The sequence below is a fragment of the Rouxiella chamberiensis genome (assembly GCF_026967475.1).
Classification (GTDB): domain Bacteria; phylum Pseudomonadota; class Gammaproteobacteria; order Enterobacterales; family Enterobacteriaceae; genus Rouxiella; species Rouxiella chamberiensis.
The window spans coordinates 381,697-408,592 of sequence record NZ_CP114058.1 but is presented as its reverse complement, the minus strand read 5'-3'; the positions used below and the strand labels follow the sequence as shown (position 1 = coordinate 408,592).

Genomic DNA, 26,896 nt, shown 5'->3' with positions numbered 1-26,896 from the left:
TTGCGCACGACGCCGGATACAGCCCTATGACCTTTTCCCGTCTGGGATGAGGGTACAACAAGGGCGGCAAAGAGACTTGCCGCCCGTTTTAACTGCACAGGCTATAACGCAGCCTGTCAGGCATCCGGTTGATCGACAGACGCGTCTTCAACACTGACCACAGGCACGGCAGCCAGTTTTGGCTCAGGACGACCTGTCAGCTTGGCCAGCACGCTGCCCAGCTTGTTACGCAGTTCAGGGCGACGAACAATCATGTCAATCGCGCCCTTTTCGATAAGGAACTCACTGCGCTGGAAACCGGCTGGCAGTTTTTCGCGAACGGTTTGCTCGATAACGCGTGGGCCTGCGAAACCGATCAGCGCTTTCGGCTCGGCAACGTTGATATCGCCAAGCATTGCCAGACTGGCGGAAACGCCACCCATGGTCGGGTCGGTCAGCACAGAGATGTACGGCAGACCGCGTTCCTGCAGTTTCGCCAGTGCAGCACTGGTTTTCGCCATCTGCATCAGAGACATCAGCGCTTCCTGCATACGCGCGCCGCCGCTCGCCGAGAAACAGACCAGAGGACAGTTGTCTTCCATTGCCTGCTCGACTGCACGAACGAAACGTGCGCCTACAACCGACGCCATTGAACCGCCCATGAAGGCAAATTCGAAGGCGGCCACGACGATTGGCATACCGTAAAGGGTGCCCTTCATCACGACCATGGCGTCTTTTTCATCTGTCTCTTTCTGAGCTGCCAGCAGACGATCTTTATATTTTTTGGAGTCTTTAAACTTGAGCAGGTCTTTCGGCTCCAGTTCGCTACCCAATTCGACCTCGCTCCCTTCATCCATGAATGTGAACAGACGCATGCGCGCGGACATGCGCATATGGTGATCACACTTGGGACAAACCATCAGATTGCGCTCGAGTTCAGCGCGGTATAACACCTGACCACAGCTATCGCATTTGGTCCAGACACCTTCTGGAATGCTTGCTTTACGGGTTTGCGAGATGTTGCTTTTATTAAGAATTCGTTCAATCCAGCTCATCGATGACCTTTCTGTTTGAACCTGGCAAATGCCAGTTCGCTGTTCATGCTGTAACAAGTCCCCTGCTTTAACTCAAATAACCGCCCCTGATTTTTCAGTGATAAACCGAGGGCAGAACGCCGCCGGAAAACCGCTGACAGGGAAGGTTGTTCGCAGGAACAGACCACAAATGTCGCTCATTAAACCATAAGAGGTGAAGCCTGTAGATAAAAAACTGGTCTTACCCTTTGGTTTAAGGCCTTTAATTTTAATAATTCGCGCTAACTGCGGGGTTTCCCCGCCGGTCAGTTTGGTCGCTCGCCCGTCTTGCCTGCGCCTTTACGATGACGAATCACTTCGATAATCGCTGGCAAAACAGAGACAACGATAATGGCGACGATCACGAATTTCAAATTGTTCTGCACAAAAGGCACGTTGCCAAACAGGTAACCGGCATACGTCAGCAGCAGGACCCAGATAAGGGCACCAACGACGTTATACGCGGCAAAGTGGCGATATGACATGCGCCCCATACCGGCAACGAAAGGGGCAAAGGTGCGAACAATCGGCACAAAGCGCGCCAGAATAATCGTTTTACCGCCATGTTTCTCGTAAAACTTGTGGGTTTGTTCCAGATAACTGCGGCGGAAAACCTTCGAGTTCGGGTTGGCAAACAGTTTCGCGCCAAACAGACGGCCAATCGTGTAATTGACTGCATCACCCGCAATCGCGGCCACGACCATCAGGAATACCATGACGTGCACATCCAGACTGTTGGTTGGCAAGGCCGCCAGTGCGCCCGCAACAAACAGCAGGGAATCACCCGGCAGGAAAGGTGTCACCACCAGACCGGTTTCGCAAAACAGAATCACGAACAAAATGGCATAAATCCAAACGCCGTACTGTGCGACGAGTTCGGTTAAATGCACATCGATATGCAGGATAAAATCGACGATATAGTGGATATATTCCATGGTATTACCTCATATGTCCTTAATCAGCCAGTCTTAATCGGCAAGAAAGAGCGGTCCCATCGTGACCTTCGGCAAAGCAAATTTTTCAGGATAATCAACAGCGACTAGATACAATCCTTCTGCCTTGGCCGTCGCGGCGGCAAGATTGCGATCCCTGGCCGCCAGCAGCTCCGCCATCCAGCTTTCAGGCTGGTTGCCAGCGCCTATTTCAACCAGGCTACCCACGATATTGCGCACCATGTGATGCACAAAGGCGTTGGCTTTAATATCCACGACCACATAGTTGCCGAATCGACTCACATTCAGGTGCATCATGAAGCGCCACGGCGTTCTCGACTGGCACTGCACGGCGCGAAATGAGGTGAAATCGTTTTCGCCCAGCAAACATTGCCCTGCCCGCTGCATTTTTTCAACATCTAAAGGCATATGAACGTGCGTAATGCCATGATTCAGAATACCCGGACGATAACGGTGATTGTAAATGACATAACGGTAACGCCGCGCCGTCGCGGTAAAACGGGCATGGAAGTCTTCGCCGACGTGGCTGACCCAGCGTACGGCAATATTTTTCGGCAAATGGGTATTCACGCCCATCGTCCAGGCGGCATCCTTGCGGATGACCGGCGTATCGAAATGCACCACCTGACCCGTTGCGCTGACGCCAGCGTCCGTTCTTCCGGCACACTGCACGGTAATCGGCGCATCGGCAACGCGGCTGAGCGCCTTCTCGAGACACTCCTGCACGCTGCTCACTTCCTGCTGTCGCTGCCAGCCATAATACTGGCTGCCGTCATACTCAATCCCTAACGCAATACGCTCGGCAATAGCCGCCGGTGCCGCGTTGGGGCGTTGCTCGTCAGACATCAGTACCAATACTCCTGGATCAGTTTTTCTGCCGTTTCAACCGCCATCAACGCGCCGCCAAAACGCACGTTGTCGGCAACCGACCAGAATTGAATCAGCTCGGGAATGCCATAATCGTTGCGAATGCAGCCGATGCTCAAAGAAGCGTTGCCCGAGGCATCGCTGACCTGCGTCGGGAAGTCGTCTTCATCGCTGACGTTGATATCGTCGGCCTGCTCAAGTTCGGCGCGCGCCTCTTCCGCAGACAGCGGACGCAGCCCTTCCACGTGCACAACCTGCGCGTGCCCGTAAAATACCGGCGACTGTACACAGCTCACGGAGATAGGCAGACCGTCGTCCTGCACCACTTTGCGTACCTGTTCAACCAGACGACGCTCTTCCAGCACACTGCCTTCCTTGTCGCTAAGCAACGGCAGCATGTTAAAGGCCAACTGCTTGCTGAACATGCCTTCTTCGGCGGGAATGCCGTTGAGCAGGCGCGCGCTCTGCCCGGCGAGATCGTCGACGGCGGCCTTACCCAATGCAGAAACGGAAAGCAGCGAGGTCACGTGCAGGCGAGACAAGCCGGCAAGTTCCGTGAGCGGTTTGATAGCGGTCAGCAGTTGGCTGGTCAGGCTGTCGGCCACGGCAATGATGTTGCGGTTGCGGTAATGGGCCAGCACGTCGGGGTTGACGCTCGGCACGACCAGAGGAATGTCGTGCTCCATCGCGAACAGGCCGCTGCTGTCGATAACCAGACAGCCCTGGTTCGCGGCTTCTTCGGCATAGTTGGCCGAAGCTTCGGTACCGGCCACGAAAAACGCCAGCTGCACCTGAGTCCAGTCAAACTCGGCGACGTCACGTACCAGCATGCTTTTGCCGTTGTAACGGATCGTTTGTCCGGCGCTGCGCTCGCTCGCCAGCGGGAAAAGCTCACCAACCGGGAACTGACGTTCAGACAGCAACTCCAGCAGCGCGTCACCCACTGCGCCAGTGGCGCCAAGCAGCGCAATATTCCAGCCATCAGACATGTTGGTATTCTCCAGAAATTCAAACTACAGACTAAAACGGGCAGTGTTTCACTGCCCTTGTAAATGCGTGCGAAGGATATGACGCGGACATGAAGAGGAAATTAAATGACGTCGCTGTTGAAGCCGAGCTTTTCAAGCAGATCGGCGGTGGCCTGATTGTCACAGTGCACACACAGCGAAGACCACTCACGGCGCTCTTCATAAAACTTGCGTAAACGGTCAAATTCGCCGCTTTTTCCCGCCACTCGACGGAGCGGCGCATCATCGCGGCGCACATCATACACCAAGTGCGCCAGACGCAGCAGTTTAGGTTCGGTTAACTCACCGCGCAGCGTGACCTCGCCGAACTCGGGCGCAGGCAGCAGACTGGCAAGCGGAACCTGTTGCGGCTGACCGATAAACTGGCTGTAGGCTTCAAAGACCTGCGTGGTGCCGCGCGCCTTGCCCTCAAGGCTGTAACCGGCGATATGCGCGGTGCCGATGGCGACTTTGTCCAGCAGGGCCAGCGACAACTCCGGCTCCGGCTCCCACACGTCGAGCACGGCGGTCAGTTTTTTCTCGCCGTTAAGCGCATTCAGCAGTGCGGCGTTGTCGACAACCTCGCCACGGCAGGCGTTGACAAGAATAGCGCCGGGTTTTAGCGCCGCAAGCATGGCGGCATCAACCAGATGGAAGGTTTTATCCGGACCGAAGAGGTTAAGCGGAGTATGGAAGGTCAGAATATCGGCGTCGGCCACCAACTGTTCGATGGCGACGAAGTCTTCACTATCGTCGTGCTGCGCGCGTGGCGGGTCGCAAAGCAGTGTGCGGATTCCGAAAGCCTTGAGGCGCGCATTGAGACGCGACCCCACATTGCCTACGCCGACAATACCGACGGTTTTATCGCGCAGCGAAAAGCCGTCGCGCTGGGCCAGAATCAGCAGGGAAGAGAACACGTATTCCACCACGGCAATCGCGTTGCAGCCCGGCGCCGCAGAGAAGCCGATACCGGCCTGCTGCAACCCCTTGTCATCGACATGATCCGTACCGGCCGTGGCCGTGCCGACAAACTTGACCGGCGTATCTTTCAACAGGCTTTCATTGACCTTGGTAACGGAACGCACCATCAGCGCATCCGCCGAGGCCAGCGCCTCTATCGGGATCGGACGACCGGGAACGGCCTGAACTTCACCCAGACGGCTAAACAGCTCGACCGCATAGGGCATATTTTCATCAACCAGGATTTTCACGCTTGTCTCCGTTGCCATGCTAAAAATTCGATAATAGAGAGTAATGGCGGTCATTTTGCCATAGCTATTTTGCCAGATATACCCGGCCACCTATTGCTCGTTGCGAAAACGCTGCGGCGTGGTGCCGGCAATCTGCACAAACATTGAGATAAACGCCGACGACGAGCTATAACCCACCTCGAGCGCGACCTCGCCCACGCTTTTCCCTTGTTCCAGAAGGGAAATGGCATACAGGAAACGCAGCCGCTGCCGCCATTCACTGAATGCCATGCCAAGTTGCTCCTGACAGCGCCGTGACAGCGTGCGTTCAGAGGTATAAACCTGGGTGGCCCACTCCGCCAGCGACAGATTATTGGCCGGGTCTTTCTCGAGGGCCGATAAAATGGGTGCCAGCAGCTTGTCCTGCGAGCCGGGCAAATAAGTATCGAGACGCGGACAAATCGCAATCTGATCCAGCAGTACCTGACACATCCGCATATCAGACGCCGTTTTCGGTACTGAAATTCCCCGCGCGATACAGTCGTCGGCAATGGCCTTGAAGACCGGTGTGAGATTCAGCATACACGGCGTCTGCGGTAAATCCTTTGCTAATTCCTGCGCAATATCAATCGCATAAAACCTCGTTGCCTTGCGGTTATAGCTTGAATGCAGAGTGCCTGCGGGTAGCCAGAATGCAAACTCGGGCGGCGCAAGAAAACGCTGGCCCGCCACCTCCATTGACAGTACGCCAGATTTCACGCAAATAATCTGGCTCCAATGATGTAAATGCGAGGCGTATTCCGTATTGGCGCTTACTGACTCGCCGCGAAACAGCAGCGTTTCGGGAGCCAGCATCGGCAAGGGATAGGAGTGCGGCGGCGGGCGGCCTCGGCGCGCGGTGTTCATAACGATAAATCCTGGGTTGGCAAAGGGTCTGTGTTGACTCAGGGTAAAAAACGCTACTCTTGAATCAAATTGGCGGGCAAACAAAAAAAGATGTCTGGTTATCAGTATATATTACAAACCAGACAGCTCTACACTAGGTCAATAACTTACTTTGGATCTTGTCGATGAACCTTTTGTTCCCTCTTTTTGCCGTAATCATCTGGTCGTTAAACGCTGTGGTCAGTAAAGCTGCCGCGGGTGCTATCGACCCTGCCGCCATTTCTTTCTATCGCTGGGTCATTGCACTGGTGGCGCTCACGCCTTTTGTTCTGCCTGGCGTATTGCGCAATCGCAAAGAAATCAAAAAATATTGGTGGAAATTTTTGGTGCTCGGCCTGCTCGGCATGGTGATGTACCAAAGTTTGGCCTACTATGCGGCGCATACCGTCAGCGCCCTGTTTATGGGCATTATTGCCTCGTTGATCCCGCTGTTGACGGTACTGATAAGCCTCGTCGTGCTTAGCGTAGTGCCTACCGTTGGCATTGCGGTGGGAGGTCTGGTTTCACTGGCCGGTCTGGTTTGGCTAGTCAGTACGGGTCATCCAGAAAGATTGTTCCAGCAGGGCATCGGCATGGGTGAAGTCATGATGCTCGCCGCTTCGGCTTCCTACGCGCTTTACGGGGTATTAACCAAACGCTGGGCCATTCCGCTGCCTAACTGGCAGTCGCTTTATATCCAGATTATTTTCGGCGTTGTGATGTTGGCACCCAATTTCCTGATGACAAACAATGTAGAATTAAATGAACAAAATCTGCCGCTGGTGCTGTTTGCCGGTATTCCGGCTTCAATCATTGCGCCGTTTTTATGGATCAAAGGGGTACAGCATCTTGGGGCCAATCTGGCGACCATTTTCATGAATCTGACCCCCATTTTTACGGCCATTATTGCGGTGATTTTCTTGCACGAACATTTGCACAGCTATCATCTAATTGGCGGCGGCATTACCCTCTTTGGCGTGATACTGGCTCAGCGATTGCGCACGCCGCTGTTCAAATGTCGACCAAAAATCGAGCTGGTTGACTCCGAGCTGAAAAGTTAAGGGAAAGAATCTTGGCCACGGAGGCATTCACGGTGTCGATAGTTAACATTTATCTGTATGATGTCGCGCTCGACGCCGCGTTTAACTCTTCTCTCTCCCCTGAAATCAACCTTCGGGAGGGAAATACTCTTAGCAAGGACTGGTAATATGCAACCATTGAGTGGCCGCTCACCCGTTGATAACTCTCGGGAACAGCCTACTGAACGAACAGTCCCTGCCGGAGCAGGCGAAAATCAGCCGCTCACCCCCGCGCAGCGCACCACGCTGGAAAAGCTGATTGTAAAACTCATGGCGTTGACCGCCATGAAATCGCCGGAAATCTGGGCCAACCTGCGCCATGATCTTGCGTTGTCCCACGACAGCGAGTTAAACGCCAGTCAGTTCGCGCGCGCCGAGTCTTTGCTGGTCAGCAAATTAAGCCAGGCGCAGGATGGCCACGCCACCCGCCAACTCATGCAGCAACTCACCGAACTGCTGCCGCTCGGCAATAATCGTCAGGCCGTCAGCGACTTTATCCGTCACAACTTTGGTCATACGGTGCTGAGCCAATTGAGTCATGCGCAACTCGAAAAAGTGCTGCAATTGATTCAGTCTCGCGAAATGACCATTCCGCAACCGCAGCAGACGACGATTATGGATCGCCCTTTGCTTCCGGCCGAACATAACAGCCTGCAGCAGTTTGTCACCAAACTCAGCGCCGCCACCGGTGAAGCGCCGGCCAAAATCTGGCAGGAGCTGTTTATGATGGTGGGCATCAAGGTCGGCGATCCTATCCCGGCCAAGCATTTCCAGCTGCTAACCCAGTTTGCCCAGGTCAAGATTACCGTGAGCCAGCAGAGTGTGCCAAGCCTGACCAGCTTGTTGAGCGTGTTAAAACAACCTGCCAGCGAACGCGAACAGCATCGCCTGACGGAGTATGTCGCAAGCAACTTTAACGCAACCCCGCATACACCACTGACACCGACACAGGTTAACTACCTGATTCGGGTCTTGTTCGACCTGCGTGCCGACCGCGCGCCGCGTAGCGACAAGTCGGAAGAGCGCTCACCGCGTATCGGGCGCGGCGAAACGCGCGGTAATCCGTTTGTCGCCATGCTGCCCGAATCGATGCAGCCTAACGGCGGTCTGTGGCTGACCCTGATTCTGCTCTTCGTGCTCGCGTTGATTCTCTGGTGGGCTGTTTAATTTCTGGCCCGCCTAGTCGCAGCCACAGTCCACAGATTGTTCATTGGCCGGATAAACACCGGCCTCCGTGCCTTTGGCCTGCGGATGCCCATCGCGTATCCAGAAATCCAGTCCACCTATCAACTCCTTGACCCGAAACCCAAGACGCGCCAGCTTGTAAGCGCCCTGCGTCGAGCCATTGCACCCAATTCCGTCACAATAAGTGACATACACCTTGTCGCGTTCCAGCCTGCGGGTCGTGTCTTCGCTCATTAAACGATGCGGGAAGCTGATGGCACCGGGTATATGCCCTGCCTCGTAATGTGCTGGCGAACGTGTATCAATCACCACCACTTCCTGCACGTGTCGTCGCAGATCTTCGGCAACGTCCCAGGCATCCGTATAGAAACTCAACTTCGCGTGCAGGTACTTTTCACTAACTTCGGGTGGCGGTGGCGCAAAAGCGAGGACTTTGGATTTGGCTTGCATCTGGACCCCTTGAAAGAAAAATTCGACTGTGGAGAATCAATTTTGCCGCATTTTGGTCTTATAATTAGTACCAATTATTTACGTACGATAAGACCCATTTTGAACAGTAAACCTCACACTTCACCAGGAGCGCGTCAGGGCGCCCTTGTTCAACTGTTTGAACACGTCGGCGAGAATCTATCGCTGCGCGATCGCCTCTGCATGGCGCTGCGACAGGGTATTAACAGCGGCCACCTATTGCCTCTGCAACGACTGCCCTCTTCGAGATTGCTGGCAGCCGACTTGGGAATCTCACGCGTTACGGTCGAAGCGGCCTATAGCCAGATTGAAGCCGAAGGTTACCTTGTTCGCCAAGTTGGAAAAGGGACGTTTATCAGCGCCGAGGTGACACCCCTGGCTGCGAATAAACAGCCCCTTGAAGGTCGAGAACATCGTTTCGCCAGAAAAAACGCTGCCAGTAACCTCTCTCAATATCCGGGGCTTTCGACGCGTGGAGCGGCCATTATTGCCACCGGCGGCTGTTTTGACCCGCAAACTCCCCTACCCTTCGCTGCGGGTTCGCCAGACCTTCGCGCCTTTCCACACCGGCTTTGGCGACAAACCACGCATAAAGTCATGCGTCTCAAGGGCGAAAATCTGATGGGTTATGGCGACCCGCAAGGCTACCTGCCGCTTCGCGAAAGCATTGCCCAGTATCTTCGACAGTCACGCGGTGTTGTCTGCGACGGCTCACGAGTTGTCATCACTACCAGTTCCCAGCAGGCATTACAGCTCCTGGCGACCTTGCTCGTTGATAACGGGGATTGCGTATGGATTGAGCAGCCCGGCTATCTTGGCGCACGCAATGCGTTTCTGGGAGCTGGTGCCGACCTGCAACCCATTCCCGTTGATGCTCAGGGGATGAACTTTGCAGGTCACTGCCCTGTTCCTCGGCTTATCTCACTTACACCTTCGCATCATTACCCAACAGGCGTCAGTCTGAGTCTAGCGCGCAGGCTGGCGTTACTAAAATATGCAGCCGAGCAGAATAGCTGGATAGTCGAAGACGATTATGATAGCGAACTTCACTATGATGGCCGTCCGCTTCCCGCCATGCAGGGACTGGATAAACAGCAGCGCGTCATCTATCTGGGCACCTTTTCCAAGGTTCTTTTTCCCTCTCTTCGCATCGCCTACATGGTGCTTCCGCCCCAACTCGTTGAGCCAATGACCCAGTTGCGAACGGTGTTTGACGGGCATAGTTCGCAGTTTATGCAGGCAATCACTGCCGAATTCATCCAGCAGGGGCATTTCGCCGCTCATCTGCGCGCAATGCGCCAGCTTTATCACAGTCGACGCGATCACCTGCTGTCGCAAATACATCAAAAGCTGGGCAGCTGGATGGTTCCTCAAACTGCAGCCGGTGGTTTGCAGCTTGCAGTAAAGCTTCCAGACAAGCAGGAGCTCGCGCTGACTCGGCAGGCTCGACACCTCGGCGTGATAACACCGGGTCTTTCAGCGCTCTATCTCCCTGATTCTTTTCCCGCCGCGCCCGCATCCGATTTGCGTGCGCCCGCGTGCTCTCCTCCCGTCAAAGATGGTTGGCTGCTCGGGTTCTCGGCGTTGACCCCAGCAGAGATAACCGCCGCTGTTGCGCGTTTATCCCAACTGGAAATCTAGAGCAGTGCCAGCATAAACCAGCCGACGAGGCCGCTGAAAAGCAAGAACGGAAACGAATAATAGTGAAAGGTCAGCCAGATTTTCTTCTCGCCAGACATGCGCATGGCGATGAGGTTGGCGAGTGAGCCGATGGCCAGACCAAAACCACCTGCGTTGACGGCATAAGCCAACAACGCATTGGGGGGCATATAATTTATCAGCAAAATGGTGGCAGGCACGTTGCTTATCACCTGCGAAAGCCCCATTCCAAGCAGGTAATGCCCATATTCGGGTAACGATGAAATCCCGCCGAACGCCTGCTGCAACGGGCCAAGGCTGATAATGAGCTGAACATCGATAAACATGGCAATAAACACCAAAATCAATGGCCAGTCGATTCTGAGCAATACCTGTCGCGACATTATCAAAAACCCCGCCAGCACTGCGACCAGTCCATAAAGCGCCAGGCCGACATCGACACAGACGATAAACAGCAGATAAAGCACTACGCAGGCCAACAGCAGGGGTTTACTGAAGGTGTTGCTATGCTGGCTGCCCTTTTTTTCAGCGTATGCGATGGAAAACTGAACCAGGTCACTATCAGCAGTGCCGCCATTGTCACAAGGGCAAGCGGAGCCATTTGCCCGATAAAATGTACAAAAGATTCGCCGGAGCGGTTCCATAACAGAATGTTCTGCGGGTTCCCGACCGGCGTCAGCAAGGAACCGGCATTCACCGCCAGAGCCTCGAAAATAATCAGCCGCGTGACGGGTAGCGCAGTGAGTTTTTTCAGGGTAATGGTCAGCGGCACTACAATAAACAGCGCCACATCGTTAGTCATGAAAGTCGACAGCACCGCCGCCGCACTAACTAAAAACAACGCCAATCGCCGTTCGTTATCCAGCGTGTCGAGCATTTTGCGCCCTACAAAATCGAAGTAGCCGCTCAACTCTACCCCTTTGGTCAACATCAGTAACCCGAGCAGCGTAACGATGGTATTCCAGTCAACAAAACTGGCGAATTTCGGCACTTTTTCAGGGTGAAAGCAGGTCAATATGACGCCGAGCAAAAGAAGCACATGCAAGAATCGGTCACGCAAAAATGGACGAAACAACATTGTAAACGTCTGAGCCATGATAAAAACACCGCAAATTCAAAGACCGATAAAGGATGGGCAGACGTTACCTGAAGGCCATGCTTTACGCCAGAGAGATAACACAACTCTCCGCGACGTCTCGCAAATCCATAAATAAAAAAGAGGCGCCACTTGCGCCTCTCCTGATGCATGTTATTTTGCCGCAGAGGTAATCTGCCGCGCCTCACGCGTTCGGGATTGATGCAGCCAGCGCAGCAGGTCTACCAGCAGGAACAGAAGCAGGCTTACGCCCATTACCGGCAGACTGAACGCCAGAGCAACCACCAGCGCCAAAAAGCTCCAGCGCATAAGGATAGGTAGCGCACGCCAGGTTTGAATCAACGTCGCGGCAGGACTTCGCTGACCCGCCATTTTTGGCCGACGCTGCCACCAAAGCAGATAACCCCAGCCAATGAGCGCGCAGGTCCCGAGTCCGAAGAAAATCAGCAGCAACTGATTCGCTGCACCAAACAGTACGCCCATATGGGCATCGACGCCCCAGCGCGTGAGCTTGGCGAGGAGCGGAAATTGCGCAAAATAGACGTGGTCGACAATGCGAAGTGTCGCGGGATCAACGGAGACGGCATCCACCCGCGTAGGCCAGCTGCGGTCGATTTCGCTGACTGTCCAGGCTTTTTCGGCCTGATAGGCGGGGCGGATTTCAATTTTGGCCGCATGAATACCGGCATGGCGTGCAGCGGCAACAACGCCGTCAAAGGTTACGGCATCAACCTGAATGCTGCTGGAGACAGGTGAATGATGCATGCCGCTCATGACGCTATCCGGCATATCGGGCATTTTCATCTCGGACATGTCCATATCGGACATGGACGACGCGTGGTGCTCGGCATGTTCATCGGCAGGTTGCGGCTCCTTGTCCTCTCCCAACTGGGTGGAGACGGCCGGGGTTAGCCACCCCATGTCGGCGCGCAAGATGCCGATATTATTGCCGGCCCACTGCGACCAGGTCAGGCCGGTTGCAGAGAAGAACAGCAGACCGACAAGCAGTATCAGACCCAGCGAAGTATGCCATAAACGCCCGCGACGCTGCTGTGCGCCCTGCTTGCTGATACTGCGTGCGCTTTTATGCCCTGTTCGTGTGAAGGCCCAGAGCAATATGCCGCCCAGCGCAGCGACCCAGAGCCAGGAAGCGGCAAGCTCGCTGTAGTTGCGGCCAATGTCGCCCAGCAGCAAGCCGCGATGCAAATTGTCGAGCCAGGTGCGAAACGGCAGCACACCGCTGGTGCCATAAACAGTTAAGTCGCCTTTCACGTCAAGAGTTACGGGGTCGATAAACACGGCGCGGCTTTCGGATGCGCCTAACCCGCTCCGAGAAAACTGTACGCGGGTCGTTTCGCCCTCCGAGGGCGCCGGGCGAATCGCATAGATGCGGGCCTGTTCTCCCATGACCGCTCTCGCCGCGTCTATTTGTCGAGAAAGTGGCTGAACGTCGCCACGTGAGGAAGTAAAAAGCTGTTCGGCATAGATTTTATTTTCAATTTGCGGGGTAGCCACATACAGCACCCCCGTCAGGGCGGCAATAAAGATAAACGGGCCGACAAAAAGTCCGATATAGAAATGGATACGTTTTAGGAGCGCCAGTGCGGCCGCTTTGGCGCTCGGCTCGACTGTCGTCGCCATAGGGCCTTGGGTGTGATTCATAACAATGTCCTGAAGCCTGTCAGTAATAAAAAATCAAATCACGCCGCGGGCAGACAAGGTGAATGTCCCTGCTCGCAGAGTATTGAGGTCAAATCAGATTGTTAAACGCTTTTTTGCCTTATGCGGCTAAATGAAAGCGAACAGGACAGAGGCAGGCGGAGCACGGGGTTGAGAATCTGTTAACGTTGGCGAAGAAAGCAGGCAAGGCGTAATGCGGGAAAACAGCGGGCGGACAACGACAGAGAGTGACCAGATCAACGCCACGGCCAGTAACACCAGCAATGGCAGATGCATCAGCAGCACGCAGTATCCGCAGGCGACGCCCATCATCTCATCCGGAGACAACGTATTGGCCGGTGCAGAAGTTGATGATAACGAGGTTAAGGTCGATGCCGGAGGAGATGCTGCTGCGGGATGTGTCGGCATAACATGATCAGGCATCGGCATAGCGGCCATCTTTGCCGCATCCGTAGACGTGGACATTTCGGATGTCTGCGGCATCGCCGACGACAGGGTCATTTCCGACGACATGGTCATTTCGGATGTCTCTGGCACCTCAGGCGACAGGGTCATGTCGGCCATCATGGGCATGGGCATGCCCTGCGCGACTAGTATGTTTGACACAACGGGCGCAATAAATAGCATCAGGATCGCGCCGATGCCCAGCCAGGCAAACAAGCGACGTCGTGAATACACTATTTGGTTTAGCAGAACCGTCATGTTTAATAAAAATTAATCTTATAGAGAAAGACGGCAGCGATTGTAGCTGAAACAGCTAACGAATGCAGGCAAATAGAAGCCATGCCGGAGACAGGTTTTAACGCGGCAGTGAAAAAGAAAAAGCCCACCTTAAGGCGGGCTTTCTTTAACAACGGTAAATCTACAGGAGAGATTAACGGTCGTTTGGCAGCTTACGCATTACCAGAGTGGCGTTGGTGCCGCCGAAACCGAAGCTGTTGGACATGACGGTTGTCGGTTCGCGGTCGGTTTTCTCGGTAATGATGTTAACGCCTTTTGCCGCTTCGTCGAGGTTTTCAACGTTGATGCTCGGCGCAATAAAGTTGTTCTCGGCCATCAGCAAGGTGTAAATCGCTTCCTGCACGCCTGCGGCACCCAGAGAGTGACCGGTCATGGCTTTGGTGGAAGAGATTGCCGGCGTGTTTTCGCCGAACACTTCACGCACCGCGCCCAGCTCTTTCACGTCGCCGATTGGGGTAGAAGTACCGTGTACGTTCAGGTAGTCGATCGGGGTATCAACGCCCTGCATCGCCATCTTCATACAACGCATTGCGCCTTCGCCGGATGGAGCAACCATGTCGGCACCGTCAGACGTTGCGCCGTAACCCACGATTTCTGCATAGATATGCGCACCACGTGCCAGAGCATGTTCCAGCTCTTCAACAACAACCATACCGCCGCCGCCTGCGATAACGAAACCATCGCGCTCGGTGTCGTAGGTACGGGATGCTTTTTCAGGGGTGTCATTGTATTTACGTGACATTGCGCCCATTGCGTCGAACTCGCAGGCCATTTCCCAGCACAGTTCTTCACCGCCGCCCGCGAAAACAACATCCTGCTTGCCCAGCTGAATCATTTCGTAGGCGTTACCAATGCAGTGTGCAGAGGTCGCGCAGGCAGAGCTGATGGAGTAGTTTACGCCACGGATTTTGAACGGGGTTGCGAGGCAGGCAGAAACGCCGGAAGCCATCGCCTTGGTCACCATAAATGGACCCACGCCTTTGAGGCCGGTCGCACGCATGGCATCGGAACCCGCAACCTGGTTGCGTGGTGAACCGCCGCCGGAACCTGCAATCAGACCGGTGCGTTCGTTGGAAACCATTTCAGGCGTCAGACCGGAATCGGCAATCGCCTGTTCCATAGACAGATAAGCATAAATAGAAGCATCACTCATGAAACGCACAATTTTGCGATCGATTAGACCAGCTGTGTCTAGTTTCACATTGCCCCAGACTTTGCATTTCATCCCGGCATCTTCAAATTCTTTAGAGTAGGTGATCCCGGAGCGGCCTGCTTTCAGCGACTCAAGAACTTCCTGCTTGTCGTTACCGATGCTCGAGATAATGCCCAGGCCAGTAATCACAGCACGTTTCATTTAATACCTCTTTTACTATTCACTATTCGGGATTTCGTCATGCACTTTAGCGTACAGTTGTACGCCGAACAAGTCCGATCAGCAAATCCTTGTGTAAAGAATTGAAATTTGCGCGAAGTTTACCAGACAGTTAAACTTCGCGCACAGCCTAGAACCAAGAGAGTTTTACGTGGATCACACCCCAATACAGCCAGCCGATTTAAGGTGGAACGAACAGGGTACACCTGTTTCCCGACAGTTCGATGACATCTACTTTTCGGACGACGGCGGCTTGCCCGAAACTCGCCACGTGTTTCTGAATGGCAATCATCTTCCCGCGCGTTTTGCCACGCACGCTCGTTCGCTGTTGGTCATTGCCGAAACCGGTTTTGGCACAGGTTTAAATTTTTTAACGCTTTGGCAGGCCTTTGCCGACTTCAAACAGCAGCAACATCAGACAACGCTTCAGCGATTACATTTCATCAGCTATGAAAAATTTCCACTTTCCGTGACGGATCTGGAAATGGCGCACCGTCACTGGCCTGAACTGGCCGAGTTTGCCGATGAACTGCGCACGCAATGGCCCCTGCCTTTCGCGGGCTGTCATCGACTTCTGCTCGACGGTGGGCGCATTACGCTGGATTTGTGGTTCGGCGATGTCACCCATCTGCTGCCAAACTGTGACGCGAGCCTGTATCAGCAGGTCGATGCCTGGTTCCTCGACGGTTTTGCGCCCTCCAAAAATCCCGATATGTGGACCGACGACCTCTTCACCGCGATGGCGAAGATGACACGTCCGGAAGGCACTTTTGCAACCTTTACCGCCGCCGGATTCGTGCGCCGAGGTTTGCAACAGGCTGGATTCAACGTGAGCCGCGTCAAAGGCCACGGCAGAAAACGCGAGATGCTGAGCGGCTGGCGCGAAATCGCCCCCAAACACCCGCACCCGATGCCGTGGTATGACCGCACCGCCGCCGAAAACCCGCAGGATATCGCGCTAGTCGGCGGCGGTGTTGCCAGCGCCCTGCTCTCTCTTGCGCTACTGCGCCGCGGTTTCAATGTCACCCTTTATTGCGCCGACGCCAAACCGGCACAGGGCGCTTCCGGCAACCGTCAGGGCGCGGTGTATCCGCTGCTAAATGGACAACACAACGCCATCGAGCAGTTCTTTGCCCATGCCTTTACCTTTGCTCGTCGCCAGTACAGCGCCCTGAGCGCCACCGGTCTGACTTTCGACCATGACTGGTGTGGCGTGGTGCAGTTGGGCTTTGACGAAAAGAGTCAGAGTAAAATCGACAACATGCTTGCCGGTGAATGGCCGCATGAACTGGCCACGGCGCTTGATGCCGAACAGTTTGCCCTTGCGGCAGGTTTGCCCTGCGGCAACGGTGGGGTGAGTTATCCGCTGGGCGGATGGCTGTGTCCTGCCGAACTGACTTCGCAGGCTATCGAACGCGCCGAGGCGTTGGGTCTTCGCGTGCATTTTCAGCATCCGATTACCGCACTGACGCCCACGGCTAGCGGCGGCTGGAAACTGGCGTTGCCGTCAGGAAATGAAGTGGAGCACGCTACCGTGGTGCTGGCCAACGGGCCAGGCATCGCGGCTTTCGAGCAAAGTGCAAAATTGCAGGTTTATGCCGTGAGCGGACAAGTCTCGCATATTCCTACTACGCCGCGTCTGAGTGAACTGAAACAGGTACTGTGCTACGACGGCTATATGACGCCCGTAAATCCAGGCAATCAACAACATTGCATCGGCGCAAGCTATCACCGTGGCGAGGAACAAGCGATTTATCGCGATGAAGACCAGCAGCAAAACCGTCAGCGACTGATCGATTGCCTGCCGGACATCGCCTGGCCGCACGAGGTGGATGTGAGCGAAGGGCTGGCGCGCAGCGGCGTGCGCTGTGCCATGCGCGATCATCTGCCGATGGTCGGCGCTTTACCGGATTATGACAATCTGCTGGGCGGTTATGCCGATCTCCCCCGCCAGTTAAAAATAATGAACAGATTGCGCCTTCACCGGTGCATCGCAATCTGTTTTTACTGGGCGGATTAGGCTCGCGAGGCCTGAGTTCAGCGCCGCTGACCGCAGAGATTCTGGCAAGCCAGATAGCCGGAGAACCCTTACCGCTTGATTCGACTACTCTTGCCGCGCTCAACCCGAACCGAATGTGGGTTCGCAGGCTGCTCAAGGGTCGTCCAGTCACGCAATCTGAGTGATTCACCGCACTGCCAGACATAAAAAAGGGCCATCAGGCCCTTTCTTTTTTTATGTTTCCGCCAACTCAGCGCTCGGTTTCAGGCAGAGCTTTCTGATAAAGGTTTTCCCACATGCCGAGCACCAGAACCTGATCGCGCGGAGAGAGTTCTCCGGCCTGAATCGCCTTGTCGAGACTATTCTGTACACGCGCTTTCAATTGCTCGGACGTGTTCTCGCCGTTGGCTTCGGCATCGGCCACCGATACCGTTAAATGCCCTTGCAGATAACCGCTGGCAAACAGCTCATCGTCGCTGGCACTTTCAACCATATCTTCAATAAGCGCGAAAATACGCCCTTCAAATTCTGCGATCATCCTCTTCCTCTTCCTGTTTCTCACTGACTGAGGTCTTCGCTATCAACAGGTTTTACGCTGCGACAGTCGGTAATTCAAAGGTCCTGTGGAGCAGGAAAAGACTCTGCACTCAACGGGGCCGTATGATAGTAGGCTTGCAGGGCATTGATGAAACGCGCCGGGCGTTCAGGCAACCCTTTCGCCAGCGTGTCCAACACCGCTTCCCGCACCTTGCGCTGAAACCCGATTCTGTCGGGTTCACAATCGCCGCTCAGATTGTCACAGCTGACATTAAAGTTAAAGCCCGCAGCGACGCAGAACATCCACTCGTAAGACTGCGGCTTGATTTCAACTTTTTCAAATTCGCCCTGTGTCTGCGCGTCGCGGCCGTCTGGGCAATACCAGTAGCCGAAATCCACCAGTTTACGTCTTTGTGCACCCGCCACACACCAGTGCGAAATTTCGTGCAGTGCGCTGGCGTAATAGCCGTGGGCAAACACGATGCGGTTGTAATCTTCCTGTTCATCGGCAGGAAGATAGATTGGCTCATCATCACCTCGGATAAGCCGGGTGTTGTAATCTTGACTGAAGCAGCCATCGAAAATATCGATAAGCTGCTGATAATGATGATTTTCTGGTAACTCTGAAATAATGGCTGACATGGTTACGGGCTAACTCGACTCAAGACAAAACAGCAAAAACGGTAATTACAGCTGACCGACGTGGTTATCAAGCAACGACTGGCATACGGCCGGTAACGGCGGCGGCTCTTTTTTCACGGGAACACCGCTGCCAGGTTTTGGCGGCAGGAACCAGCTTTGCAGTTCGGCGCCGCAACCATCGCCCGGAGGCGGCGGTGCCTGGCTTTCACAGTTGTGATCACCGACCGGACAACGCAGACGTACGTGCATATGGGCGCGATGTCCAAACCACGGCCTGACCTTGTGCAGCCATTCGCGATCGCTGCCGGCATCGAGGCATAGCTGCTGTTTTATCGCCGGATTGACGAAAATACGCACCACATCGGTGTCCTGCGCCGCAAGTTTGATCAGCGTTTCGATTTGCGGCTGCCACTGACTTTTGACCACGCTTTTGCCGTCGCGACTGACTAAATCGATAGGCTGAGGTTTTAGCAACTGCTGCGCTGTCCAGCGTTTGCGCGGCATTTGCAGCCAGATATCGACATCCAGACCGGACTGATGACTGGCATGACCGCTGCTAAAGCGCCCGCCCGCAGGCATCGCCATATCGCCAATCAGCACGGTGCCCAGGTCTTCGCGATTGGCTTCGGCCGACAATCGTTTGATAAACGTGAGGAGATCGGGCTGACCATAGAAGCGGCGCTGATCGGTTCGCATCACCTGATAATCGGGCGAGTCGATAGGCAACGGCTTTGCGCCAATCTGGCAACCGTTGGCATAGCTGCCCACGGCCTGCGGCACACCGGCAACAGGCTGAGTAATACGCTGCCACGGCGTTGCCGCCAGCGAGGGAATCGACACTGCTAACGCCAGTAAACCGGCCAAACCGATTTTTATCCGCATTCTAGGGTTGCACTCTCTGTTTACCAGCGGGGCACGCTGGAATTGACGTCGCCACACTGGGCGCGCTGGCGCAGCAGGTGGTCCATCAGTACGATGGCCATCATCGCTTCGGCAATCGGCACGGCGCGAATACCCACGCAAGGGTCATGACGTCCCTTGGTTATCATCTCGACCTGCTCGCCTTCGCGATTGATGGTACGGCCGGGCACGGTAATGCTGGAAGTTGGTTTCAGCGCCATGTGCGCCACAATCGGCTGTCCGCTGCTGATACCGCCCAGAATGCCGCCTGCGTGGTTGCTTTCGAAACCTTGCGGCGTGATTTCGTCACGGTTTTCGCTGCCGCGCTTGTTAACAACCGCAAACCCGTCACCAATTTCGACGCCTTTAACGGCATTGATGCTCATCAGCGCATGGGCCAGGTCGGCATCCAGACGGTCAAACACAGGCTCGCCAAGACCGGTCGGCACGTTTTCTGCCACGACGGTAATTTTGGCACCGATTGAATCGCCGGCTTTTTTCAGCTCGCGCATCAGGGCATCCAGCGCCTCGATTTTGCTCTCGTCGCCGCAGAAAAACGGGTTGGTTTCAACGAAATCCCAGTCTTTGAGATCACAGGTAACATCACCCATCTGAGCCAGATAGCCGCGCACCTGAACACCGAACTTCTGTGCCAGATATTTCTTCGCGACCGCACCCGCCGCCACGCGCATTGCGGTTTCACGGGCAGAAGAACGGCCTCCGCCACGATAGTCGCGAGTGCCGTACTTTTGTTCGTAGGTGTAATCGGCGTGACCCGGACGGAATACGTCTTTAATCGCGCTGTAATCCTGCGAACGCTGATCGGTATTCTGAATTATCAGACCAATGCTGGTACCCGTCGTCACGCCGTCGAAGACGCCGGAGAGGATTTTTACTTCATCGGCTTCACGACGCTGGGTGGTATAGCGCGACGTGCCGGGACGGCGACGATCGAGATCGTGCTGCAGATCAGCCTCGGTCAGTGGAATGCCCGGCGGCACGCCATCGATAATACATCCAAGCGCGACCCCGTGGGATTCACCAAACGTAGTGACGCGAAAGAATTGTCCAATACTGTTCCCTGCCATCACGGCTCCTTAACCATCAGTTAACTGTTTAAAATCGAAGAATAAGTCGAATCGTTATTTGCGGAACAGGCTGAAATGCTCAGCGCAGTCGAGCAACTGCTGTTTGGTCAGCATAAATACGCCGTCACCGCCGTTTTCAAATTCAAGCCAGGTAAACGGAATGTCCGGATACTGGTCCATCAGATGCACCATGCTGTTACCCACTTCGCAGATAAGAACACCGTTGTCGGTCAGATAATCAGGGGCGCAGGCCAGAATGCGACGCGTCAGCTTCAGGCCGTCACTGCCGGATGCCAGACCCAGTTCAGGCTCGTGGCGGTATTCGTCAGGCAGGTCTGCCATGTCTTCTTCGTCGACATAAGGCGGGTTGGTGACAATCAGGTCGTACTGCAAGGCCGGTAATTCACGGAACAGGTCGGAGCGAATCGGTGTCACCCACTGCTCAATGCCGTGAGTTTCGATATTGCGTTCGGTCACGGCCAGCGCATCGGCGGAGATATCCACCGCGTCGACTTCGGTTTCAGGGAAGGCATAGGCGCAGGCGATAGCAATACAGCCGCTGCCGGTACACATATCGAGAATATGCTGCGGCTGATGTTGCAGAATGCCTGCAAAGCGGTTGTTGATAAGTTCCCCAATCGGCGAACCGCGGAACCAGTACGCGTTCGTCAACGTAGAATTCCATGCCGCAGAACCAGGCTTTGTTGGTCAGATAGGCGACCGGTACACGCTCGTTGACGCGGCGGATGACACGCTCGACGATGCGATGACGCTCGCTCGACGTCAGACGCGCGGAGTGCATGTCTTCCGGAATATCGAGCGGTAAAAAGACGCTTGGCAACACCAGTTGCACGGCTTCGTCCCAGGGATTATCCGTTCCATGACCGTAATATACATTAGCGGCATTCAGGCGGCTGACGGTCCAGCGCAGCATATCCTGAATGGTATGCAGCTCACTGACGGCTTCGTCGACGAATATCTTGTCCAATTTTCTCTCCTGGGGTACGGCGGGTGGCCCATATCGTGGCCATAAAATTTCCGCATAGTTTGCCATGAAGACGGCAACAAATCAGTAATAATCCCCATTCGTCCGCCCAAAGTCCTCGGGATTGTCGTCGGGCGGGCGGGAGACGCGCGCGTAAACGCAAACGGGTGTTAGTCGACAAGGTGCGCGTCAACGAGTCAACGCCGCCGGGGCTACAATCACGCAGGGCAACGAGTTTTATTTAGAAACCGGCCGAGGAATAGGTACACTGTTAAAATGTGTGACGAATGATGATATTGCGATGAAGAAAAAATACTCGCTGAGTAAGGAAGAACTGGCGCTGTTTCGTGAGGCGGTGCCCGGCACCAAGCGGCTGAAGAACGATACGATTTTGCATAAACCTGAACGAAAACCGCAGGTGGTGTCGTCGCCTAAACGTCTGTTACAGGAACAGGTCGATGCCAGCTACTATTTTTCGGACGAGTTTCAGCCGATGCTGGACGATGAGGGGCCTGTGCGCCACGTGCGGCCAGACGTCAGTCATTTTGAATTGAAAAAACTGCGCCGCGGTGATTACTCCCCGGAGCTGTTTCTTGATCTTCACGGGTTAACGCAGAAAGAGGCCAAACAGGAACTCGGCGCGCTGATTGCCGCCTGTCGCAGAGAACACGTGCACTGCGCCTGTGTGATGCATGGGCATGGCAAGCACATCCTCAAGCAGCAAACGCCGCTGTGGCTGGCGCAACATCCCGATGTCGAAGCTTTTCACCAGGCACCGCGTGAACTGGGCGGTAATGCCGCATTGCTGGTACTGATTGAACTGGATGACAAGACGTTGGAACAGTAGCGAGAAAAGAGGAGAAACAGGCGCTTGTTGCAGGCTAGCTATGGCTTTCTCCGTACTGCTCACTTTATCGGCAACAGAAAATGCCCTTTTCTTTTCATCCAAAATAGCAAAAGGCACAGCAAGCTGTGCCTTTTTGACGTTTGCCCAAACTGAATGTTATCAGCAGACTTTTGCTATCACCTGCGAAGGACTGAACTGCCAGTCCAGGCTGCCACAGCCGGTATCGGCGTTGATCTCGACGCTCGCCATCGCCGAGGTTGCAAACATTGGCGGGCACTGGCCCGGGCAGAGCTCTGCCACCAGATAACCAACCAACGGCAAATGAGACACCACCAGTACCGAACTTACCCCCTCTTTCGCCAAGGCCTGAAGCTCCTCCGCAACCTGCGCGGGATCGCCGCCTGGCGTCAGTTCGGGTAACACGTCAACCTTTTCGGGAAGCGCGAGGCCCTGACGGACTTTTTCCAGCGTCTGCTGCGCCCGAAGATAGGGGCTGACCAGTACGCGCTGAATTTTCACTGAGCGGCCGTTTAACCAGGACGCCATACATACCGTTTCGTCACAACCACAATCGGTAAGAGGCCTGACGGAATCACTAGCTGCATCGAGAGCAGCTTCACCGTGACGCATAATCACAACTTGCATATTGCACCGCTTTTGTTAACAAAAATAGCGCTATACAGGAACGCTTCGCGTGCTGTATTACCCTTCTGCCCACATCCTAGCAGGGCACTACACCAACTTCACATCAACGAAAACACGCGGTCTGTATCGCGGCCGGGCATTTTGCCTGAAAGTCATCGCAATTAAAACGCTGTTTTTTACACCAACTGCCAGAGGATGTAAATAGGCTGCGGATTTTACCCGCAACCTGCCAGCGTTTGTCTGTTGTTGCAAAATCCTCAAGGGCTTTACACCCAAACGATCGCCTATTTTACGCTCAATTTCCTAGCTATACAATTTTTGTCCTTCGGCGGCCCGGCGCACCAGCCCCTCGCAGGGCGCGAAACGATCGCCATATTTTTGCTGAAGGTCTTGCAGTTTTTTTACCAGATTGGCCGCGCCCAGTGTGTCGATATACCGCATCGGGCCGCCAAGAAAAGGAGGAAAACCAATGCCATATACTGCACCGATATCGGCATCGCGCACGGTGCGCACCGTGCCATCGTCAAGACAGCGCACCGCCTCGTTCAACATCAGCGCCAGACAGCGCTCGGCGATGACGGGTTTGCTCTGTTTATTGTGTGCCGTGATGTGTAAAAGCCCATAGATAGAAGGGTCAGCCTGCCGTTTTTTACTTTTACGGCCTTTATCGGGGTAGAGATAGAAACCCCGACCGTTTTTACGCCCTTTTCTCTCGTCATTCAAAATGACATCAAGCTCGGGCGGAGCGGCAAAGCGTTCACCCAATGCGTTGACCAGAACCGGGCACGATTTTGGTGCCAACATCAATGCCGACTTCATCCAGCAGTTGCAGCGGCCCCACCGGGAAACCAAAGTCCAGCAGCGCGTCATCGATATGTTCGATGCCCTCGCCTTCGAGCAGGCAGCGCGTGGCCTCATTGATATAGGGAGCAAGAATGCGGTTGACATAAAAACCGGCACTGTCGCCTACCACAATCGCCGTTTTGCCCTGCTTTCTGGCAAAGGCGACAGCGGTGGCTATCGTTTGCGCACTGGTGCCGGCATGAGGGATAACCTCGACCAGCGGCATTTTGTCGACCGGACTGAAATAATGCAGACCAATGACCTGTTCAGGCCTTGCAGCACCCTGCGCAATCTTGTGAATAGGCAAGGAAGAAGTATTTGAGGCAAAAATAGTGTGCGGAGCGGCGTTTTGCTCAACTTCAAGGATAGTTTGCTGCTTGAGCGCCAGGTCTTCAAATACGGCCTCTACCACCAGATCTGCCTGCCTGAAACCGCTGTAATCTGTGCTACCTGACAGCAGTGTCATCTGTTTTTGCAACGCGGCGCGTGTTAAATGCCCGCGTTGGACTTTCTTTTGCAATAAATCCCAGCTGTATTTCAGAGAATGGCTAATCCCCTGCTGACTGATGTCTTTGATCCTGACGGGCAATTGCGCGCGGGTTGCCGTAACGTAGGCAATACCGCCTCCCATCAGGCCACCGCCCAGCACACCGACATGGCGTATCTCGCGAGGTTCGGCCCCTGCACCAAAATCTTTTTTAGCGCCGTTGATGCAAAAAACAGCGCGCGCAACGCCGCAGATTGCGGGGTCATGACGAGTTCACCAAAGGCTCGAGCTTCCGCCTGATACCCATTGCCGCTGCCTTCGTTAAGGCCCGTTTCAACGACATCGATAATTTTTTCAGTGGCAGGGTAATGGCCTTTGGATTTGGCGCGCGTCTGCTTGCGCACAAAATGGAACAACAGCTTTTTGCCTAATGGCCCCTGCATCACACGGTCTTGATAAGACAGGGGTTTCTTCGTCGAATGCCCTTTTCGCACCTGCTCGAGCGCGGTGTGCAGCAAAATGGATTGAGGCACGATATCGTCCACCAGCCCCATGCGCAGCGCCTGCTTCGGGCGCAGCGAACGACCGGTCAGCATCAGGTCGAGCGCTTTGGCAACGCCTATCAGGCGCGGCAATCTTTGCGTGCCGCCGGAGCCTGGCAACAGCCCCAGCTGCACTTCGGGCAGCCCAAGGCGGGTTTCGTCTGCCAGCGAACAGATACGACTGTGGCAAGCCAGCGCCAGCTCAAGCCCGCCGCCCAGACACGCGCCGTTAATGGCCGCCACTACGGGAACGGACAAACCTGCAATGTAGGCCATAACGGCCTGACCCTGTTTAGCCAGGGCTTCGGCTTCACTTGCCTGCTCGCAGCGCGAAATCATGCTGATATCGGCACCGGCAATAAAGGAGTCTTTTTTACCCGATACAAACACGACCCCTTTGAGTTGCGGATGCAGCTGCGCTCGCTTGAGCAAGGCGGTTATCTGCTCGGCAAACTCGGCTTTTAGCGTGTTGACCTTTTCATCGGGCACATCGAGGGTGACGATGGCGATATTGTCGTCGGTAAAATGCAGTCTAAAGGCCGAGGCCTTGCCGTTTTGAGGCTGTTCAGTGGGTGAAATCACCGGTTTATCGCTCATTCTGCCACCTCCAGAATCATGGCGGCGCCAAGCCCGCCGGCGGCACAGGCGGTGGTTAATCCGAGCTTGCCGCCACGGCGACGCAGTTCATGCAGGGTTTGAACAATCATGCGCGCACCGGTCGCCGCAAAAGGATGACCATAAGCCAGCGAACCGCCAAGAACGTTAAACTTTTCCCAGTCTATTTCCCCGATTGCCGCGTCACGCCCCAGCTTTTCACGGGCAAACTGCGGGCTGGCAAACATTTTCATATTCGCCAGCGTCTGGGCGGCAAAGGCTTCATGCATATCGATCAGATCAAGATCCTCCAACGTTAATCCGGCACGATCCAGCGCGATCGGCGTGGCGTAGGCCGGACCCAGCAACATGTCTTCCTGAACATCGATGGCGGCAAAGGCAAAGCTGCGCAGATAACCCAGCGGCCTGAGGCCTAGTTCGCGCGCGCGCGATTCGCTCATCATCAATACGGCAGCGGCACCGTCGGTCAGCGGCGTGCTGGTGGCGGCAGTGACAGTGCCGTGCCTGCGGTCAAACGCGGGACGCAATTTAGCGTACTGTTCGATGCTGGAGTCCAGACGAATATTATTGTCTTTTTCCACCGCCTCTTTATAAGGCGGAACATGGGCAGTCATCACCTGCGAAGCCAGCAGGCCGTCCTGCCAGGCACGCGCTGCGCGCTGATGGGAGCGATGCGCCAGTTCGTCCTGCTGCTGACGGGTAATGCCGTGCGATTTCGCCATTTGTTCGGCGGTATCGCCCATACGCAGCCCGGTCGAGTATTCGGCAACCGCAGGAGGCACGGGCAGCAAGTCGCGAAAACGGAGTTTACTGAACAGACCAAGCCGTTGTGAGAGGGTACGAGCCTTGTTGACATCAACCAGAGTACGGGCCAGCGCCTTGCTGACGCCAATGGGGAGCACGGAGGAAGAATCTGCCCCGCCTGCAATACCGACGCTGATAGTGCCCGCCATAATACTCTCGGCGATATTGGCTACCGCCTGAAAACTGGTCGCGCAGGCGCGGGATACGCTGTAGGCGTCTGTAGTGACCGGCATACCGGTCCCGAGCACGATTTCGCGGGCAATATTGGGCGCTTCAGGCATCTGCACGACCTGACCAAATACCAGTTGCTCGACCACTGACGGGTCTATTGCGCTTTTTGCCAGCAGTTCGCTGACCACCATTTTTCCTAAATCGACTGCGGGTATGCCGTGGAACGCGGTTGCCTGCCTGGCAAAAGGAGTACGCAAACCTTCGACGATTGCGATGCGATCGCCCTGCCGCGTAACCAGTGGAATGGCCTTGTTCATGCTGGCTCCTGAGTAAATCAAACGCTCGATACGCGTTAAAATAGCGGCTTTTGTGTGGCTAAATTCAAAGTCTCTTTGATTCAATCCCTTTTATTGCCGCAAAGTGAAGCGATCTTGGGATCAGCCTGCTGATTTTAAACTATTTAAAACAGGTCTGACCTGATACTTCAGTGTTAACCATGTGCGGATGATTGGCAAAGT

The 26,896-nt window shown here is 54.9% G+C and carries 20 protein-coding genes and 4 pseudogenes; 5 read left to right on the top strand and 19 right to left on the bottom strand.

The window, feature by feature from the left end:
- Positions 1–116 precede the first annotated feature (116 nt).
- The 6 genes from accD to O1V66_RS01985 form a co-directional block, all read right to left on the bottom strand.
- Positions 117–1,034: an acetyl-CoA carboxylase, carboxyltransferase subunit beta gene (gene accD / locus O1V66_RS02010; protein ID WP_045047403.1), complete on the bottom strand. Its 918-nt coding sequence runs from the start codon at positions 1,032–1,034 to the stop codon at positions 117–119.
- A 284-nt stretch (positions 1,035–1,318) separates the two neighbouring features.
- The gene (locus O1V66_RS02005; protein WP_045047404.1) at positions 1,319–1,987 is read right to left on the bottom strand and encodes a DedA family protein; all 669 of its coding nucleotides are present in this window, start codon (positions 1,985–1,987) and stop codon (positions 1,319–1,321) included.
- A 33-nt stretch (positions 1,988–2,020) separates the two neighbouring features.
- Positions 2,021–2,851 (bottom strand): tRNA pseudouridine(38-40) synthase TruA, encoded by an 831-nt coding sequence (truA, locus tag O1V66_RS02000; RefSeq protein ID WP_045047405.1) that lies wholly within the window; start codon positions 2,849–2,851, stop codon positions 2,021–2,023.
- Complete coding sequence (locus tag O1V66_RS01995; RefSeq protein ID WP_045047406.1) at positions 2,851–3,861, bottom strand: aspartate-semialdehyde dehydrogenase; 1,011 nt, start codon at positions 3,859–3,861, stop codon at positions 2,851–2,853. Before O1V66_RS01995 ends, truA begins: the two co-directional genes overlap by 1 nt.
- A gap of 101 nt (positions 3,862–3,962) precedes the next feature.
- Positions 3,963–5,090: a 4-phosphoerythronate dehydrogenase PdxB gene (pdxB, locus tag O1V66_RS01990; protein WP_045047602.1), complete on the bottom strand. Its 1,128-nt coding sequence runs from the start codon at positions 5,088–5,090 to the stop codon at positions 3,963–3,965.
- Positions 5,091–5,180: 90 nt separating this feature from the next.
- Entirely contained in the window at positions 5,181–5,975 is a 795-nt protein-coding gene (locus O1V66_RS01985) for a helix-turn-helix domain-containing protein (RefSeq protein WP_045047407.1), read from the bottom strand.
- Between the two features lie 164 nt (positions 5,976–6,139).
- Here O1V66_RS01985 and O1V66_RS01980 point away from each other — a divergent pair, with 164 nt between their 5' ends.
- Positions 6,140–7,054: a DMT family transporter gene (locus tag O1V66_RS01980; protein WP_045047408.1), complete on the top strand. Its 915-nt coding sequence runs from the start codon at positions 6,140–6,142 to the stop codon at positions 7,052–7,054.
- 147 nt (positions 7,055–7,201) lie between these two features.
- Positions 7,202–8,239: a flagella biosynthesis regulator Flk gene (gene flk / locus O1V66_RS01975; protein WP_045047409.1), complete on the top strand. Its 1,038-nt coding sequence runs from the start codon at positions 7,202–7,204 to the stop codon at positions 8,237–8,239.
- Positions 8,240–8,251: 12 nt separating this feature from the next.
- Here the strand turns inward: flk and O1V66_RS01970 are convergent, their stop codons facing one another.
- Entirely contained in the window at positions 8,252–8,707 is a 456-nt protein-coding gene (locus tag O1V66_RS01970) for a rhodanese-like domain-containing protein (RefSeq protein WP_045047410.1), read from the bottom strand.
- A 201-nt stretch (positions 8,708–8,908) separates the two neighbouring features.
- Here O1V66_RS01970 and pdxR point away from each other — a divergent pair, with 201 nt between their 5' ends.
- Positions 8,909–10,366, top strand: a complete 1,458-nt coding sequence (gene pdxR, locus O1V66_RS01965; protein ID WP_152623611.1) for a MocR-like pyridoxine biosynthesis transcription factor PdxR — start codon at positions 8,909–8,911, stop codon at positions 10,364–10,366.
- On the opposite strand, the pseudogene O1V66_RS01960 reads toward pdxR, so the two are convergent.
- From O1V66_RS01960 to fabB, 4 genes and pseudogenes are all read right to left on the bottom strand, one after another.
- A pseudogene (locus O1V66_RS01960) lies at positions 10,363–11,480 on the bottom strand (SLC13 family permease). The gene pdxR and the pseudogene O1V66_RS01960 overlap by 4 nt on opposite strands.
- Before the next feature lie 153 nt (positions 11,481–11,633).
- The gene (locus O1V66_RS01955; protein ID WP_045047412.1) at positions 11,634–13,142 is read right to left on the bottom strand and encodes a PepSY-associated TM helix domain-containing protein; all 1,509 of its coding nucleotides are present in this window, start codon (positions 13,140–13,142) and stop codon (positions 11,634–11,636) included.
- 126 nt (positions 13,143–13,268) lie between these two features.
- Entirely contained in the window at positions 13,269–13,766 is a 498-nt protein-coding gene (locus O1V66_RS01950; protein ID WP_241481382.1) for a DUF2946 family protein, read from the bottom strand.
- A gap of 268 nt (positions 13,767–14,034) precedes the next feature.
- Complete coding sequence (gene fabB, locus O1V66_RS01945; RefSeq protein WP_269128053.1) at positions 14,035–15,255, bottom strand: beta-ketoacyl-ACP synthase I; 1,221 nt, start codon at positions 15,253–15,255, stop codon at positions 14,035–14,037.
- A 169-nt stretch (positions 15,256–15,424) separates the two neighbouring features.
- Here fabB and mnmC point away from each other — a divergent pair.
- Positions 15,425–17,457: pseudogene (gene mnmC / locus O1V66_RS01940) on the top strand (bifunctional tRNA (5-methylaminomethyl-2-thiouridine)(34)-methyltransferase MnmC2/FAD-dependent 5-carboxymethylaminomethyl-2-thiouridine(34) oxidoreductase MnmC1).
- 65 nt (positions 17,458–17,522) lie between these two features.
- Here the strand turns inward: mnmC and O1V66_RS01935 are convergent.
- The 5 genes and pseudogenes from O1V66_RS01935 to prmB form a co-directional block, all read right to left on the bottom strand.
- Entirely contained in the window at positions 17,523–17,810 is a 288-nt protein-coding gene (locus O1V66_RS01935) for a YfcL family protein (protein WP_045047416.1), read from the bottom strand.
- 74 nt (positions 17,811–17,884) lie between these two features.
- On the bottom strand, positions 17,885–18,451 hold the full coding sequence (locus O1V66_RS01930; protein ID WP_152623593.1) for an elongation factor P hydroxylase: 567 nt from the start codon (positions 18,449–18,451) through the stop codon (positions 17,885–17,887).
- A 45-nt stretch (positions 18,452–18,496) separates the two neighbouring features.
- Positions 18,497–19,333, bottom strand: coding sequence for a penicillin-insensitive murein endopeptidase (mepA, locus tag O1V66_RS01925; protein ID WP_045047417.1), 837 nt, complete (start codon positions 19,331–19,333; stop codon positions 18,497–18,499).
- A 20-nt stretch (positions 19,334–19,353) separates the two neighbouring features.
- Positions 19,354–20,439 (bottom strand): chorismate synthase, encoded by a 1,086-nt coding sequence (gene aroC / locus O1V66_RS01920; protein ID WP_045047418.1) that lies wholly within the window; start codon positions 20,437–20,439, stop codon positions 19,354–19,356.
- A 54-nt stretch (positions 20,440–20,493) separates the two neighbouring features.
- Positions 20,494–21,427: pseudogene (prmB, locus tag O1V66_RS01915) on the bottom strand (50S ribosomal protein L3 N(5)-glutamine methyltransferase).
- A 298-nt stretch (positions 21,428–21,725) separates the two neighbouring features.
- On the opposite strand from prmB, the gene smrB reads away from it, so the two are divergent.
- The gene (gene smrB / locus O1V66_RS01910) at positions 21,726–22,271 is read left to right on the top strand and encodes an endonuclease SmrB (RefSeq protein ID WP_045047605.1); all 546 of its coding nucleotides are present in this window, start codon (positions 21,726–21,728) and stop codon (positions 22,269–22,271) included.
- Between the two features lie 159 nt (positions 22,272–22,430).
- Here smrB and sixA read toward each other — a convergent pair whose 3' ends face one another.
- The 3 genes and pseudogenes from sixA to fadI form a co-directional block, all read right to left on the bottom strand.
- Positions 22,431–22,916, bottom strand: coding sequence for a phosphohistidine phosphatase SixA (gene sixA, locus O1V66_RS01905; protein ID WP_045047420.1), 486 nt, complete (start codon positions 22,914–22,916; stop codon positions 22,431–22,433).
- A 303-nt stretch (positions 22,917–23,219) separates the two neighbouring features.
- Positions 23,220–25,385: pseudogene (gene fadJ, locus O1V66_RS01900) on the bottom strand (fatty acid oxidation complex subunit alpha FadJ).
- Positions 25,382–26,695 (bottom strand): acetyl-CoA C-acyltransferase FadI, encoded by a 1,314-nt coding sequence (gene fadI / locus O1V66_RS01895; RefSeq protein ID WP_045047422.1) that lies wholly within the window; start codon positions 26,693–26,695, stop codon positions 25,382–25,384. The pseudogene fadJ and the gene fadI overlap by 4 nt, the downstream one beginning before the upstream one ends.
- Between the last annotated feature and the right edge of the window lie 201 nt (positions 26,696–26,896).

What these genes read in the sequence shown, in the direction of transcription:
- flk (WP_045047409.1), top strand. Translation starts at nt 7,202, where the DNA reads ATGCAACCATTGAGTGGCCGCTCACCCGTTGATAACTCTCGGGAACAG.
- O1V66_RS01970 (WP_045047410.1), bottom strand. Translation starts at nt 8,707, where the DNA reads ATGCAAGCCAAATCCAAAGTCCTCGCTTTTGCGCCACCGCCACCCGAA.
- O1V66_RS01985 (WP_045047407.1), bottom strand. Translation starts at nt 5,975, where the DNA reads ATGAACACCGCGCGCCGAGGCCGCCCGCCGCCGCACTCCTATCCCTTG.
- fabB (WP_269128053.1), bottom strand. Translation starts at nt 15,255, where the DNA reads ATGAAACGTGCTGTGATTACTGGCCTGGGCATTATCTCGAGCATCGGT.
- O1V66_RS01930 (WP_152623593.1), bottom strand. Translation starts at nt 18,451, where the DNA reads ATGTCAGCCATTATTTCAGAGTTACCAGAAAATCATCATTATCAGCAG.
- aroC (WP_045047418.1), bottom strand. Translation starts at nt 20,439, where the DNA reads ATGGCAGGGAACAGTATTGGACAATTCTTTCGCGTCACTACGTTTGGT.
- O1V66_RS01980 (WP_045047408.1), top strand. Translation starts at nt 6,140, where the DNA reads ATGAACCTTTTGTTCCCTCTTTTTGCCGTAATCATCTGGTCGTTAAAC.
- pdxR (WP_152623611.1), top strand. Translation starts at nt 8,909, where the DNA reads ATGGCGCTGCGACAGGGTATTAACAGCGGCCACCTATTGCCTCTGCAA.
- mepA (WP_045047417.1), bottom strand. Translation starts at nt 19,333, where the DNA reads ATGCGGATAAAAATCGGTTTGGCCGGTTTACTGGCGTTAGCAGTGTCG.
- smrB (WP_045047605.1), top strand. Translation starts at nt 21,726, where the DNA reads ATGAAGAAAAAATACTCGCTGAGTAAGGAAGAACTGGCGCTGTTTCGT.
- O1V66_RS01955 (WP_045047412.1), bottom strand. Translation starts at nt 13,142, where the DNA reads ATGAATCACACCCAAGGCCCTATGGCGACGACAGTCGAGCCGAGCGCC.
- O1V66_RS02005 (WP_045047404.1), bottom strand. Translation starts at nt 1,987, where the DNA reads ATGGAATATATCCACTATATCGTCGATTTTATCCTGCATATCGATGTG.
- accD (WP_045047403.1), bottom strand. Translation starts at nt 1,034, where the DNA reads ATGAGCTGGATTGAACGAATTCTTAATAAAAGCAACATCTCGCAAACC.
- truA (WP_045047405.1), bottom strand. Translation starts at nt 2,851, where the DNA reads ATGTCTGACGAGCAACGCCCCAACGCGGCACCGGCGGCTATTGCCGAG.
- sixA (WP_045047420.1), bottom strand. Translation starts at nt 22,916, where the DNA reads ATGCAAGTTGTGATTATGCGTCACGGTGAAGCTGCTCTCGATGCAGCT.
- O1V66_RS01995 (WP_045047406.1), bottom strand. Translation starts at nt 3,861, where the DNA reads ATGTCTGATGGCTGGAATATTGCGCTGCTTGGCGCCACTGGCGCAGTG.
- O1V66_RS01935 (WP_045047416.1), bottom strand. Translation starts at nt 17,810, where the DNA reads ATGATCGCAGAATTTGAAGGGCGTATTTTCGCGCTTATTGAAGATATG.
- fadI (WP_045047422.1), bottom strand. Translation starts at nt 26,695, where the DNA reads ATGAACAAGGCCATTCCACTGGTTACGCGGCAGGGCGATCGCATCGCA.